Raw genomic sequence first — 13,415 nt, 5'->3', positions numbered from 1 at the left:
GGTCGGTTCGTGGCTTTCCCGAAACCGATCCGTTATGACGTCGACACCTGGCTTTGTATGCGCACCGACCCGGTGCTTCCGAAAGCTCTCATCCAACGCGTGCACGACGTCAGCGGAACCGACGTTTATCTGCTCTTCAAATGGGATCTCGACCCCGCAAAGCGCGTGATGGTCGGTCGGTACCCGTCGCTCGAGAAGGCGGACGAGCTCGTACTGTTCGACAACCCGGACAAGCGGCCCAATCTTCCGCCAGGGTCGCGGCCGGAGGGGCCTCGCTGAGCTTCGCTAACCAATCCGACGGTAGGCAGTCGGCTCGACGTCGGCGCGGGTGTATTCGATCAACCACAAGCCGGGTACGACCTCGCCCGATTGATCGAGCGGATCGACCAGGACCGCGGGCAGTTGACCGTATTCGTTCAGTTCAAGGGTCACAGTCCGTCGCCTGTTCCACTTATCGGCGGCAAACAGCGTGATCTCAATTGAACGCGGACTTGGCATCGGCCCCTCAGACCTTGAAGAATTGTGCACGTATTGCCCCGAAACAAGTATCCCGCCTTGCACCTGCCGGGGGGACAAGATGAGGCGGGACCGACTCAATCCTTGCACAGGCGACAATTCAGGAAAGTGCTACCCCGGCCCACAAGACCTACAAAAAACGCCGCGGACCTACCGAAGTAGATCCGGGGAGTGGTCGCGCTGGAGATGCCTTTTTCTGCCTTCAGCCGACTCTGATGAACGAAGAACGGTAGCATGGGCTGCTCCGCCGCTGCCGCTCCTGTCTCATAAGGCGTTGCTTCGCCCGTGACACTCGCGCATCGTTTTCCCGGTCGTACACTCGGATAGTTACAGGGCCGCGTTCCCTCGAGGAAGAAGTGCGCGAGACATGACCGACGACGTTTTTGAGATGCCGGCGAGCGTTCCGGGACCGGTGATGCACGGCAATCCCTCGAGTGGCCTGAGTCGGTGGTTGCTCCGTGACGCCGTGCAGCCCGTGGGCCCAGAAAGCGAGGAAAATCGCACTGCCGCGCTCTCCTGGTGGAAGGTCATGTGTCTGACGGGTGTCGACTATTTCTCCACGCTGTCTTACCTTCCAGCCATCGCAGCTTTGGCCGCCGGTGCGTTGTCTCCCTTGGCGACGCTGCTGATTGTGGCTTTGACGCTACTTGGGATGCTGCCGATGTATCGCCGAGTGGCCAAAGAAAGTCCCAACGGCCAAGGCTCTGTCGCGATGCTCGAACGGCTGCTTCCGTTCTGGTGGGGCAAACTGTTCGTCCTCGTTCTGCTCGGCTTCGTGGCCACCTCCTGGATTATTACCATTACTCTCTCCTCCGCCGACGCGACGGTGCACTTGCTGGAGAACCCTTACATCCCGGAGGAGTTCAGAGGACTTGCCGTGCCGGTCACCGTGCTCTTTCTGCTCATTCTTGGCGGCGTCTTCCTGATGGGCTTCACTGAAGCAGTCCGAGTAGCGATCCCGCTGGTGGCTGTTTTCCTCGCCTTGAATGCGGTCATAATCGGCGTAGGCCTGGTGGACATTGCGACCCATCCGTCGACGGTGACCGACTGGTTCTCCCTCTTGACCTCCACCGGCGGAGGGCTCGGAGGAATCCTCGTGCCGGCGCTCCTGGCCTTCCCCCTGCTCGTGCTGGGGTTGTCTGGTTTTGAAACAGGCGTGAGCATGATGCCTCTGGTCGCAGCGCACGGCGCAACGCCAGCCGGGCGGCTGGCTTCCCGAATCCGAAATACGCGAAAACTACTGACCGCTGCCGCCTTGATCATGAGTGTCTACCTGCTCGCAAGCAGCATCGTGACTACTCTGCTCATCCCTCCTGGCGAGTTCCAGGAAGGCGGACAAGCCAACGGCCGCGCGCTGGCCTACCTGGCCCACGAACTGATCGGAAACGGCTTCGGGACAATCTACGACTTCAGCAGCATCCTAATTCTCTGGTTCGCCGGCGCCTCGGCCATGGCAGGCCTAATCAACATCGTGCCCCGCTACCTACCCGCCTACGGAATGGCGCCGGAATGGAGCCGCGCCGTCCGCCCGGTCGTCCTGGTGTACACCGCCATCAGCATTATCATCACCATCGGATTCGGCGCGGACGTCAACGCCCAAGCGGGCGCCTACGCCACCGGCATCCTCGCCATGATGGTCTCCGGCGCCTTCGCCGTCGCCGTTTCCGCCCGCCCGGCTAGGGTTTGGATTCCTTACCGTCGTCCTGCTGTATGCGCTGTTTGAAAACATTCGTGAGAAACCTGACGGCATAGCTATCTCAGCCATGTTCATCCTCGGCATCGTCGTGGTCTCCCTGGTGTCCCGCATCACCCGCACGACAGAGCTTCGGGCGGATCGGATCGAATTCGACGAGGCCGCACGACGATTCATCTCCGATTCCCTCCACCACGACAACAAACTCAACCTTGTCGCCCACCGCCGCCAACGCGGCGACCGCGCCGAATACGCTGAAAAAGAAGAAGATCAACGCTGGATCAATCCAATTCCCGACACCGCGGACATCCTCTTCCTTGAGGTCGAAGTCGTTGATCCCTCCGAGTTCCGCGAGGTTCTGCACGTCAGAGGTGAAGAGGTGGACGGGTACCGGATCCTCCGCACCAGCAGCCCCGCAGCGCCCAACGCAATCGCCGCGAACTTGATAGCGCTCCGCGACACCACCGGTGTGCGCCCGCACGCCTATTTCGAATGGTCCGAAGGCAACCCGCTGATCCATATGTTCCGCTACCTCCTTCTAGGACGAGGCGACACCCCACCGGTCGTTCGAGAGATCCTGCGCGAGAGCGAACCAGATCCGCGCAAACGTCCCCTCATCCACGTTGGCGGCTGACCAATATCCCGCGGTTCACCTGGTCAACAGCCTCCGCGAGGCCAGGATCAACGTCCGATCGATTTCGTTGCCTCACCGAGGGGCTTTGTGTTCGCAAGGGGATCCTCTTACGGACACGCTATTGACATTCCTTCAACTAAGGGCCAGCCTTCGTTTACCACATAGCTAAATATCATGCAAATCGACTCGGGGGGGGGGTCAACATGAAAGTTGGCAACAAACGATTAACTCTGGCCGCGACAGGCTTCCTTGCGGCAGCGGCCCTTATCGTGGGTTTTCCAGCCACAGCGCAGGCCGCCAATTGGTATACCTGGTACGACTCAGGTGCAAGCAACGTTGCCCAGAACGTGTGGCATTCGGTGACCACGGGCGCCTCATATAACGGCGCGGTTGTCACATCGTATGGAGATTCCGCCCTCGCTTGGGTTTCAATCACCGGCATGGGCGCGACAAGTGCAACCGCCAAGGTGACGGTGACTTTCGCCTACCAGCCTGTCAGCGCATCGTGCAAGTGGACCGCTGCCTTTGGCACTGTCGGTCCTCTGAAGTGCGACCTGCGTTTCTAGACCACAAGACAAACCAGAATGGACTGGCTCAAATGAACTCAAAAATCTTCAAGACCCGCCCCCGGCTTACCAAGAGACTCGCATTGGCACTCATCCCCCTAGCCGCCCTCGGGTTGGTAGGCGTGGGTATCAGCCAAAGTGCGAACGCTCAGGATTCGAATGACCCGGCAGTGGAGGTTGCACAAGGAACAATTTCCGCGTCCTTCGACGCGACTCAGGCCGTGGCCGACGAATTGCCCACGTTCCTGCAAACAGGGCGTCAGGCACTCGAAGGAGTGGTGACAAGCACCACACGGCATCTTGGCACCAACGACGGTGTCGAATATTGGATTGCGGCCAACGATAAGGATCAATTCTGCCTAGTAGTCCTTCTACCCGGGCCGGGGCAATACGCGTCCATGACTTGTCAGGATGGGAACAAGATCCTTTCAAGTGGAATCGGAATGCAAGCCGCGGACCGTGAGCACGCCATCGTGGCATATGTCCTCCCCACGGGATACGACGCTGACCTCGCAGGTTTCACGAAAGTTGGTGACCAACTGCTCGTTGGGGATTCGAGCGTAGCTGCACCCGAGCTCACCGCTCATAAGTCCGGATCGATGTCAAAGGGCGTCGTTGACGAGATCACTCTCCCGAACTTTCCGCCATTGAGCTCAAAGGACGTGGGTTAGATATGTCTTCTGACACAATTCAACGGCAAGATGTGGCTCCATCACGGACAGTCGGCGCGCGTGATGGCCGAAGATCCTTACCCTGGGCCGTCGCTGCGCTTGTTGCCGTGATCATGGTTTTCGCCAACCCTCTCTCGGCGTCTGCCGCCACCCACACGTACAAGAATTCCGACATAGGTGTGGGTGTGTGGGCGAACGACACCTACGGATACAGCCATGCCAACAGCGTTGAGGCAGAGGGACTGATATCTCAGGTGCAAGTTTCGAATGGAGTGTTCACGTCAACCGGAGAGGGCCTCATTACACAGACCTACGCTCAAGCTCAGGTCTGGGCCAAATGCCGCTGGATCACTCCCCCAGGAGTATCCTGGACCCAGAACCTCAGGTGCTGGGATACGTACTAGGCGCTCGTGCGGTTCGTCCAAGAGGGGACCGAGCATATGCTCAAGAAAATTCTTGTCGGAGTCGGTCATGTTCTCCAATGGGTCGCTTCCGTCATCACCCAAGTTGGCGGCGCGCTCAACGGCGGTCGATCCGCTGACGCTTCTGCGCGATCGCTCTATGAAGAGAGAAAAGATTTCCGCCCGTAGCCATCAGGGTGTGTACTCGAACTCGTAGCACCGATGTAGGCCGGCCACGTTTCTGTGGCCGGCCTTTCGTGTGGGATTGCTGCTTGATCGGTTTCCCGAGATAGCTTCACGCTTCCGGAACGTCTCCTGGCCTCAAGTCTGGGCGAATCCGACGCCACATTGGATGCCTCATCCGGCCATCCGAGGTCCATTCCAAGAACTCGACTTCGATCACGATTCGTGGTCCCGCGACCCCGTCGCCCACCACAGATTGCTTGAGCTGTTCCGCGAGGCGCGAGCCGTCGAATTTGTTCCAGCCTCCGGTGAGCGTTCCCACATACCGGAAGCCGCCGGCGGTCGCGTCGGGGACTGCAATGGTCAACTCGGCGACCGACCGGTTCCCACCCGGCCGCCAGCCTGTGACCACCGCGAGGTGTTCCAGGTTCAACTTCGCCTTTACCCAGTCTCGGGACCGTTTACCGGGCAGGTAGAGGCTGGTTCGTCGCTTGGCGACCACGCCTTCCAAGCCCCATTCCGCTGCCGCGGCCAGGGCCGAATCTATGGCGCCGTCAAAGGCCGGCGGCACATGGATTAGTGACCTCTCGACTACCATCTGCCCGAGTACCTGCCTCCGAACGTCGTAAGGGCTGGTAGTCGTGTCAACGTCATCGAAGGACAAGACGTCGAACAACATCAGGTGGGCGTGCGCCCCGGCGCCAACTCTCGGCGCGCGATTGCGTCCGGCGCGCTGTTGCAGGTGAGAGAAGCTGGGGATTCCGTCCGGTCCCAGGACGACAAGCTCACCGTCCAGAATGGCTCTGTCGACGCTCACGGCGTTCAAGAGCGGCCCGACAAGCTCGGGGAATGCTGGTGTCAGGTTGTTGCCGTTTCGGCTGCGGAGAAGGGCTTCCGACCCGTCGACTGACGCTTGCACCCGGAAGCTGTCCCATTTCACCTCAAACGCCCACTCGGGTCCGGAAGCCACCGGCCGACGTCATTCGTCGGCTGCGACTTGCATATCAGGTCGCCGGGCTGCTCACCGAGCGGGACCAACCGCGAGTTGTCCAGGCATGGTTTCAAGGGATGAATCCGCAGCTCGAGGACACGGCGCCGGCGCGGCTTATTCGCGAGGGCGATCCGGATGAAGTTGGTCCCCGCGTGTTGGCTGCTGCTCGCGCATTCGCCGCCGTCGGATAGTGGGCATTTCACCGGAGACGGCCAACCGTTTGGCCGTCCGCACGGAGCCCGGCGAGGTCTGGCGCATCGGATACGGGCCGGCCCCGTGGAACTGGGTCGATTGGGCTCACGCCATCAATGGGCGATTCAACGGGCGTTGGGACGCACTCGGCTCGGCTTACCGCACGATCTACGCAGGATCGAGCCTGTTCGCGTGTCTCGTCGAAGTCCTCGCGCGCTTCCGCCCTGACCCCATGCTCCAAGCCGATATGGCTCAGATTCAGGTCGATGAAGTGGACGCCGCTCTCTATGCGTCCGTGCCAGCAGGGATCGTCGACGAGTCGTGGCTCAGCGCCCGCCGGGCCTCCCGCGCGACCTTGAGAGGGCGCTAGATCGGGGATGCCGTCACGACGCTCGCCGTCGGCGACCAGGTGATCCTGGCGTGCATCTCGGCCTGCGGCAAATGCGACTACTGCAAGCAGGGCGTGTTCTCGCACTGTCTGGGCGATGAAGGCTCCCCCGGCATCGGCTGGATCTTCGGCCACCTCATCGACGGCACCCAGGCCGAGTTCGTGCGCGTTCCCTACGCCGAGACATCCGTCTACCGGCTCCCGATCGGGGTCAGCCCGCAGCTCGGCACGATGCTCTCGGACATCCTGCCGACCGGGCATGAGATCGGAGTGCAATACGGCGCCGTGAAGCCCGGCGACATCGTCGCCGTCGTCGGCACCGGGCCCGTCGGCTTGGCCGCCATCGCCACCGCCGGGCTCTACGGTCCCTCCCGCATCATCGCGATCGACATTGACGCCAACCGCACCGAGGCTGCCCGATCGTTCGGCGCAACGGATGCCGTCGTCTCGACCGATGCGGACTGGAAGGAGCAGGTGATGGCGCTGACCGACGGCCTCGGCGTCGACGTGGCCATCGAAGCGGTGGGGGTGCCAGCCACTTTCCAAATGTGTCTCGACATCGTGCGGCCCGCCGGTCACGTCGCCAATGTGGGCGTTCACGGCAACCCGGTCGAACTGCCCCTGCAAGATCTATGGATCTCCAACGTCACCATCACGATGGGACTCGTGAACACCAATACGCTCGGCACGCTGCTCAAGATGGTGGCCCAAGGCAAGATCCCGGCGGAGAAGTTCATCACCCACACCTTCGCACTCGCCGACATCCTCGAGGCATATGACGTGTTCGGCAAAGCGGCCGAGACGAAGGCTCTGAAAGTGGTGCTGAACGCCTGAGCGGCGCCTGGACGCGCGGCCCGGGCGACTCCTGATCCGAGGATCACAACACCGGATGCGACGCGTGAAATGTCAAACTGCTGAGAGTAGTGTGTCGGCATCCGCGAACTGCACCGTCGGCCGGTTCGCACAGTGGGGGTTCAAGAGACGCGCCAGGTTTCCGGTCCTGAACCGTCACGGTCGACAACCGGAGAAAGAAGCGCATGATGTTGCGCAGCGTCGGTGTTGCAATGGCCCGCCACCGCCTGGTGGTGCTGCTCAGCTGGGTCGTGTTCCTCACCGTCTGTCTGGCGACCGCGCTCTTCGGCGTGACTGGGGAGAGTCTCTTTCAACGGCTCTCCAGCGCTGGGCCGACGGTATCCGGCGAAGCAAGCGAAGGCGCCGCCCTCATCAGCGCCGACACGAATGCGACGACCGAATCGCTCTCTCTGCTCGTCTACAACGTCGACCCTGCGTCGCCGCAACTGAACGCGATTCTGTCCGACGCCACGACCGAACTGGAGACGATCGACGGGGTGACCGAGGTCATCAATCCCTTGGTCGTCCCCCCGCTGCCGAACGGGCAGCCCTCGCCGATCGCCGGCGCCTTGCTCTCCCCCGATGGAAAGGGCGTGCTGCTCAACGTCTCGATGGAGACCACCGATGGCACGCTCAGTGACAGCCTGCTCACCGAGGTGGAGGCTCAGCTGAATGCCACAGCCGACGAGATCCGACTCGCGTACCCCGACGCGACGGTCGAGGTCGGCGGCAGCCCCCTGGTCGTGAAGTCTCTGGTCGAAGTGGCGCAGAACGATCTGAAGACGGGCGAACTCATTTCGTTGCCGATTGCGCTGCTCGTGATGCTCGTGATCTTCGGCGGGTTTCTGGCCGCCGCGATGCCTCTGATCGGCGCGCTCGCCTCCATCGTCGGCGCCCTGGGCACGCTGTTCGCGTTCACGTTCGTGATGGACATCAACATCACCGTGATGAATGTGATCACGGTGATTGGCCTGGGCCTCTCGATCGACTACGGCCTGCTCATCGTCAGCCGGTTCCGCGAGGAGTTTCGAGGTCGAGTCGCGGCGCTCGGCCCCGACGTGCGGCAGAGCCGGACCGAGCGCCACGAGGTGATGCTGCAGGCCGTCGGCGCCACCGTCGATACCGCGGGGCGCACGGTGCTCTTCTCCGGGTTGACGTTCGCGATCGCCACGCTGGGCCTGCTCGTTTTCGAACCGGCCATCATCAAGGCCATCGCGATCGGCGCCGTCTGTGTCGTGGTGATCGCCATCCTCACCGCTCTGGTGCTTGTTCCGGCGCTGCTCGGCTACTTCGGAGAACGCCTGCTGAAGCCTGGACTGTTGACCAGGATCCCGGGTCTCGGCGGCATTCTCACCCGGTTCGGCGATGTCGCCCCTCCCGAAGGATTCTTCTCGAAACTCACGCGCCGCATCCAACGCCGGCCGATTCTGGTCGCGCTCGGCAGCACCCTCGTGCTGCTCTTGCTCGCCAGCCCGGCGCTCTCGCTCGTCGTCTCGAACAGCTCCGACGAGGCAATCCCGGCGTCATCGACCCAGTCCGGCTTTCTGACTGCGCTGGGCGAGCATTTCCCTCAGGCCACTCCGGCGAAGGTCGAGCTGATTTCGAAAACGGACCAGGGGTCGGCCGCCGCCTGGGCCGAACAGGTTGCCGCGTTGCCGTATGTCACGGGCGCAACTCCCCCGGTCGCGGTCAACGGCTACTGGGTGTCCCGGGTGAGCGTGGCACCGCATGAAGGGACGTCGGTCGTTGAGGAGATTCGCGCCGACCGGCCCGACTTTCCGAATTGGGTCGGCGGGGTGGATGCGGCGTCGGTCGACTACATCAACTCGCTGCTGGCCAGCACACCCTGGGCAATCCTGATCATCGCGGTCGCCACCTACCTGCTGCTGTTCCTGATGACCGGGTCGGCGATCATTCCGCTGACGGCTCTGATCATCAGTGTGCTCTCGCTCGGAGCGTCGGTCGGGGTGCTCGTCTGGGGTTTTCAAGAGGGGAATCTGGCCGGCCTGCTGAACTTCGACGCCGCATCCGTCCCCGGGGTTGACGCCCTCGTGCTCACGCTCGTGCTCGTCTTCGGCTTCGGGCTTGCCATGGACTATGAGATGTTCCTGCTGGCGCGCATCAAAGAGCATCATGACCGCGGTGAGAGCACACGGCTGGCAATAGAGACCGGATTGCAGAGCTCCGGCCGGATCATCACCTCGGCCGCCCTCATCATCGTGCTGGTGTTCGCCGGGTTCGCCACCGGCGAGCTGATGCAGATGAAACAGATCGGTGTCGCCCTGGCTGTGGCGGTGTTGCTGGATGCGACGCTCGTGCGTTCTGTGCTGGTGCCGGCGGTGATGACGGCACTCGAGAAGGTGATCTGGTGGGCGCCCCGTTGGATGCAGCGCATCCATGGCAGGTTCGGCCTGAGCGAGGCCCCGTCAGAGCCGCGAACCATGGCGAATGACCAGTCTCACGTGTGAAAAATGGTCATTCGCCACGGTTCGGCGGCTGAAGAAGCGAGTTTAGGAGCCGATGGCCTGGTACGCAGCGAACAGCAGCGAGGTGTCGGGTCCTTCGAGAACCGTCGGCTTGCCGATGTCGTCGAGCACGATGAAGCGCAGCATTCCACTGCGGGTCTTCTTGTCGCGCTGCATGGTGGCCAGGAGGGTCTTCCACCGGCCGACCGGGTAGGTGGTCGGCAGTGTCAACGATTCGAGGATGCGGCGGTGCCGGTCGACGACCTCGACCGGGAGGCGCCCGCTCAGGCTGGCGAGTTCCGCCGCGAACATCATGCCAACGGCAACGGCGGCACCGTGACGCCAGCCGTAGCGCTCCGCGTGCTCGACGGCGTGCCCGAGGGTGTGACCGTAGTTCAGGATCTCCCGGAGGCCGGTCTCCTTGAAGTCCTCCCCAACAACGCGCGCCTTCATGGCGATCGAGAGTTCGATCACGCGGCGGAACTCGGGCGTCGTCGGATCCGTCGCCACCGCCACATCCGCTTCGATGATGTCGAGGATTTCGGGAACCTGGATGAAACCGGCCTTCACGATCTCGGCAAAACCGGCCAGGATCTCGTTGCGGGGCAGGTCGTCCAGTGTGTCGAGGTCGCAGATCACGGCGGCCGGTGCGTAGAAGGTGCCGACGAGGTTCTTGCCCTCTGCGGTGTTGACACCGTTCTTGCCGCCGACCGACGCGTCGACCATGCCGAGCACGCTCGTCGGAACTTGAATGAGCTTCACGCCGCGTAGCCAGGTCGCTGCGACAAAACCGGCGAGGTCGGTGACGGCTCCGCCACCGAAACCGATCACCGCGTCGGTGCGGCTGAAGTCGGACTGGCCCATCACGCCCCAGCAGAACGCGGCTACCTCGACGCGTTTAGCGGCCTCGGCGTCGGGAACTTCGGCGAGCAGAACCTCATAGTTCGGAAGCAGGCTCTCGCGCAGAGCAACCGCACGCGCACCGACGGTCGACGTGTGCACGATGAGCACCTTGCGCACTGTCCCGCCGAGCTGTGCCACGATCTCATCGCCCAAGCCGCGCCCGACGATGACGGGATAACTGTCGACACCGCTGACGGTGATCGTCGTGACCTCCGTTGCTCCCGAGGTGTTGGCGTCGGCGTTCAGTTCAGTCGGTTCAGTCATGATCTCTCTTTTGCCCACGTCACGATCTCGTCGGCGATCTGATCGATCGGCCGATTCGAGGTGTCAATGTGGATGCTTGCCAGCGCCTCGTAGATGGGGCGCCGTTCATCGAAAATACGTTGCCAGTCGGCGATGCCGTTCTTCAACAGCGGGCGCTTGGAACCGGTGATCCGGCTCTTCACCGCCTCGGGGGTCGCGCTCAAGAACACGACGGTGCAGGCGAGGAGGTCGGCCTGTGTGGCCGGATCGAGCACGGCGCCGCCGCCGAGCGAGACGACCCCTGCCGTACCGAGCGCGTCGACCACGGCGGCGCGCTCAAGTTCGCGAAACCGTTCTTCGCCGTGCACCGCGAAGATGTCCTTGATCGGGCCGTGAGTGGCGACGACTCGCTTGTCGGTGTCGACGAACTGCACGCCGAGGGCCGCAGCGACGCGTTTGCCGATGCGGGACTTGCCGGCAGCCATCGGCCCGATGAACACCATCGGGAACGGCGTGCGGTCGGCGCTCATTACAGGGAGGCGTCGCTTGACGCGCCCGTCTTGACGTTCTCCGGGATGTTGGCGAGGTACGACTCGAGGTTGCGACGGGTTTCGGCGACCGAGTCGCCACCGAACTTCTCGAGCACCGAGTTGGCCAGCACCAGGGCGACCATTGCCTCAGCGACAACACCGGCAGCCGGAACAGCGCACACATCGGAACGCTGGTGGTGAGCGGCCGCCGCCTCCCCGGTTGCGATGTCGACGGTGCGGAGGGCGTGCGGGATCGTGGCGATCGGCTTCATGCCGGCGCGCACGCGCAGCACGGTGCCAGTGCTCATCCCACCCTCTGTGCCACCCGCACGGTCGCCGACACGCTGAATCGCACCATCGGCGTGCACGAGCTCGTCGTGGGCGACGGAACCGCGACGCGTCGTCGTGGCAAAGCCATCGCCGACCTCGACGCCCTTGATCGCCTGGATGCCCATCAGGGCAGCCGCGAGTTGGGAGTCGAGTCGACGGTCCCAGTGCACGAACGAGCCGAGACCGGGAGGAAGGTTGTAGGCGAGCACCTCGACGACACCGCCGAGGGTGTCACCGTCTTTGTGCGCGGCGTCGACTTCGGCGACCATCAGTGCAGAGGTCGCGGGGTGGAAGCAGCGCAACGGATCGGCGTCGAGCACGTCGACATCCGACGGAGCCGGCAACGGCGCATCGTCAGGCACCCGAACCGGACCGATCGACAGCGTGTGGCTGACAAGTGTGATGCCGAGCTCTTCGAGGAATCCGCGTGCCACTGCACCGAGGGCGACGCGTGCCGCCGTCTCCCGCGCGCTCGCGCGCTCGAGTACCGGGCGGGCATCCTGAAAACCGTACTTCTGCATGCCGACCAGATCGGCGTGGCCGGGTCGCGGCCGGGTGAGGGCGGCGCCGCGTCCGCGGGCGAGCTTCGCCGGGTCGACCGGCTCCGCGCTCATTACCTCGACCCATTTGGGCCATTCGCTGTTGCCGATGCGCAGGGCGACCGGGCCGCCGAGTGTGAGGCCGTGGCGAACGCCACCGGAGATGTCGAGCACATCTTCCTCAAACTTCATGCGAGCGCCTCGGCCATAGCCGAGTTTGCGGCGCGCGAGATCGAGACGGATGGATTCCAAAGTGACCGGGACTCCGGCGGGCAAACCCTCGACAATGGCGATGAGTTCGGGACCGTGGGATTCTCCGGCAGTGAGCCAACGAAGCATGGGTCTATCTTTCCATAGCCACAGCAACTGCGATCACCGCGCTCCACTGCGTCAGTTGAGAGTTGGCAGCACTCCCCGCATCGCCGCCAGCACATCGTGCTCACGCTCCACCGGTTCGAACGGATCGCCGTTGACAAAGATGCGCACCTGGATGAGCGCCTGGTGCAGCAGCATCGACAATCCGTTGAGCACTGTGCCGTCGACCTGCTGCCAGGCCGTCGCGAATGCGCTCGGCCAAGGCGAATAGCTCACGTCAAAGAGAACGGTGTCGCGGCGGAAACTGGCCGGAAACACGTCGCCCAGTTGGGTTCCTCCGGGCAGAGTGCTGATCATCACGTCAGCCGGGTCCGCCAGAGCGGAGACCTGTGCGGTGTCGTTCGGTCCGGTGGCGACGGGCAGCTCCGACACCGTCACCACGAGTCCGCGCGAACGCCCGAGTTCGACCAGGGGCGCGGCCTTTCGGGGAGTGCGCACCAGGATGTCGACTGACTCGGCCCCGATTTCGGCGGCTGCGATCAGCGCAGAGGATGCCGTGGCACCGGCGCCGAGGATGACGACACGGCGTGCCACCGTCACTCCGCCCTCCGCGAGGGCGCGAACCAGCCCGGTGACATCCGTGTTGAACCCCGACAGTGTGCGGCCCTCTGAGCCTTTCTGCAGGAGCACGGTATTGACCGCCCCGGTGTGCTGGGCGAGCGGATCGAGATCCTCGATCAGCGCCGCCGCCTCCGTCTTCAGCGGCATCGTCAACGACAGTCCGCGCCATTCAGCGCCGAGCCCGTCGACGAATTGGGTCAGTGATCCCTCGGACACCTCGATGGCGTCATAGGTCCAGTCCAGGCCAAGTGCCCCGTAGGCGGCCCGGTGCAGGGCCGGCGACTGGGAATGCGAGATGGGCGAACCGAGCACGGCCAGGCGTGCTCCAGAAGTTCCACGTGGTGCCTGCGTGATCGGTGCCTGCGTCATTGTCTAGCCCTCA

At 63.2% G+C, this 13,415-nt stretch carries 11 protein-coding genes and 2 pseudogenes; 7 read left to right on the top strand and 6 right to left on the bottom strand.

What is annotated here, in order from left to right:
* Positions 1 to 9 precede the first annotated feature (9 nt).
* On the top strand, positions 10 to 279 hold the full coding sequence (locus AB4Y63_RS17665) for a hypothetical protein (RefSeq protein WP_441792371.1): 270 nt from the start codon (positions 10 to 12) through the stop codon (positions 277 to 279).
* Positions 280 to 285: 6 nt separating this feature from the next.
* On the opposite strand, the gene AB4Y63_RS17660 is transcribed toward AB4Y63_RS17665, so the two are convergent.
* Positions 286 to 432 (bottom strand): hypothetical protein, encoded by a 147-nt coding sequence (locus AB4Y63_RS17660; RefSeq protein WP_441792370.1) that lies wholly within the window; start codon positions 430 to 432, stop codon positions 286 to 288.
* Between the two features lie 472 nt (positions 433 to 904).
* Between AB4Y63_RS17660 and AB4Y63_RS17655 the strand changes: the two are divergent.
* The 3 genes and pseudogenes from AB4Y63_RS17655 (at position 905) to AB4Y63_RS17645 (ending at position 4,080) form a co-directional block, all read left to right on the top strand.
* Positions 905 to 2,843: pseudogene (locus AB4Y63_RS17655) on the top strand (amino acid transporter).
* Positions 2,844 to 3,046: 203 nt separating this feature from the next.
* Complete coding sequence (locus tag AB4Y63_RS17650; RefSeq protein WP_441792369.1) at positions 3,047 to 3,409, top strand: hypothetical protein; 363 nt, start codon at positions 3,047 to 3,049, stop codon at positions 3,407 to 3,409.
* Positions 3,410 to 3,441: 32 nt separating this feature from the next.
* Positions 3,442 to 4,080, top strand: coding sequence for a hypothetical protein (locus tag AB4Y63_RS17645; protein ID WP_441792368.1), 639 nt, complete (start codon positions 3,442 to 3,444; stop codon positions 4,078 to 4,080).
* Between the two features lie 696 nt (positions 4,081 to 4,776).
* Here AB4Y63_RS17645 and AB4Y63_RS17640 read toward each other — a convergent pair.
* Complete coding sequence (locus tag AB4Y63_RS17640; protein WP_441792367.1) at positions 4,777 to 5,634, bottom strand: ATP-dependent DNA ligase; 858 nt, start codon at positions 5,632 to 5,634, stop codon at positions 4,777 to 4,779.
* Between the two features lie 211 nt (positions 5,635 to 5,845).
* Here AB4Y63_RS17640 and AB4Y63_RS17635 point away from each other — a divergent pair, with 211 nt between their 5' ends.
* The 3 genes and pseudogenes from AB4Y63_RS17635 to AB4Y63_RS17625 all read left to right on the top strand — a co-directional run bounded on the left by AB4Y63_RS17635 (position 5,846) and on the right by AB4Y63_RS17625 (position 9,555).
* The gene (locus tag AB4Y63_RS17635) at positions 5,846 to 6,217 is read left to right on the top strand and encodes an RES domain-containing protein (protein ID WP_441792366.1); all 372 of its coding nucleotides are present in this window, start codon (positions 5,846 to 5,848) and stop codon (positions 6,215 to 6,217) included.
* Positions 6,218 to 7,069 (top strand): annotated as a pseudogene (locus AB4Y63_RS17630) (zinc-binding dehydrogenase); the annotation flags it as partial.
* 203 nt (positions 7,070 to 7,272) lie between these two features.
* The gene (locus tag AB4Y63_RS17625; RefSeq protein ID WP_441792365.1) at positions 7,273 to 9,555 is read left to right on the top strand and encodes an MMPL family transporter; all 2,283 of its coding nucleotides are present in this window, start codon (positions 7,273 to 7,275) and stop codon (positions 9,553 to 9,555) included.
* 42 nt (positions 9,556 to 9,597) lie between these two features.
* Here the strand turns inward: AB4Y63_RS17625 and aroB are convergent, their stop codons facing one another.
* The 4 genes from aroB to AB4Y63_RS17605 are packed head-to-tail and all read right to left on the bottom strand — an operon-like array spanning position 9,598 to position 13,402.
* The gene (aroB, locus tag AB4Y63_RS17620) at positions 9,598 to 10,719 is read right to left on the bottom strand and encodes a 3-dehydroquinate synthase (RefSeq protein WP_441792364.1); all 1,122 of its coding nucleotides are present in this window, start codon (positions 10,717 to 10,719) and stop codon (positions 9,598 to 9,600) included.
* Complete coding sequence (locus AB4Y63_RS17615) at positions 10,716 to 11,228, bottom strand: shikimate kinase (RefSeq protein ID WP_441792363.1); 513 nt, start codon at positions 11,226 to 11,228, stop codon at positions 10,716 to 10,718. Before AB4Y63_RS17615 ends, aroB begins: the two co-directional genes overlap by 4 nt.
* Positions 11,228 to 12,436 (bottom strand): chorismate synthase, encoded by a 1,209-nt coding sequence (gene aroC / locus AB4Y63_RS17610; RefSeq protein WP_441792362.1) that lies wholly within the window; start codon positions 12,434 to 12,436, stop codon positions 11,228 to 11,230. Before aroC ends, AB4Y63_RS17615 begins: the two co-directional genes overlap by 1 nt.
* A 51-nt stretch (positions 12,437 to 12,487) precedes the next feature.
* The gene (locus tag AB4Y63_RS17605; RefSeq protein ID WP_441792361.1) at positions 12,488 to 13,402 is read right to left on the bottom strand and encodes a shikimate dehydrogenase family protein; all 915 of its coding nucleotides are present in this window, start codon (positions 13,400 to 13,402) and stop codon (positions 12,488 to 12,490) included.
* Positions 13,403 to 13,415 lie beyond the last annotated feature (13 nt).

The organism is Leifsonia sp. YAF41, from assembly GCF_052113185.1.
Classification (GTDB): Bacteria; Actinomycetota; Actinomycetes; order Actinomycetales; family Microbacteriaceae; genus Cryobacterium.
Note: the sequence above shows the minus strand (reverse complement) of the source record. Positions and strands in the feature narration are given on the sequence as shown.

What these genes read in the sequence shown, in the direction of transcription:
- aroB (WP_441792364.1), bottom strand. Translation starts at nt 10,719, where the DNA reads ATGACTGAACCGACTGAACTGAACGCCGACGCCAACACCTCGGGAGCA.
- AB4Y63_RS17615 (WP_441792363.1), bottom strand. Translation starts at nt 11,228, where the DNA reads ATGAGCGCCGACCGCACGCCGTTCCCGATGGTGTTCATCGGGCCGATG.
- AB4Y63_RS17625 (WP_441792365.1), top strand. Translation starts at nt 7,273, where the DNA reads ATGATGTTGCGCAGCGTCGGTGTTGCAATGGCCCGCCACCGCCTGGTG.
- aroC (WP_441792362.1), bottom strand. Translation starts at nt 12,436, where the DNA reads ATGCTTCGTTGGCTCACTGCCGGAGAATCCCACGGTCCCGAACTCATC.
- AB4Y63_RS17605 (WP_441792361.1), bottom strand. Translation starts at nt 13,402, where the DNA reads ATGACGCAGGCACCGATCACGCAGGCACCACGTGGAACTTCTGGAGCA.
- AB4Y63_RS17650 (WP_441792369.1), top strand. Translation starts at nt 3,047, where the DNA reads ATGAAAGTTGGCAACAAACGATTAACTCTGGCCGCGACAGGCTTCCTT.
- AB4Y63_RS17645 (WP_441792368.1), top strand. Translation starts at nt 3,442, where the DNA reads ATGAACTCAAAAATCTTCAAGACCCGCCCCCGGCTTACCAAGAGACTC.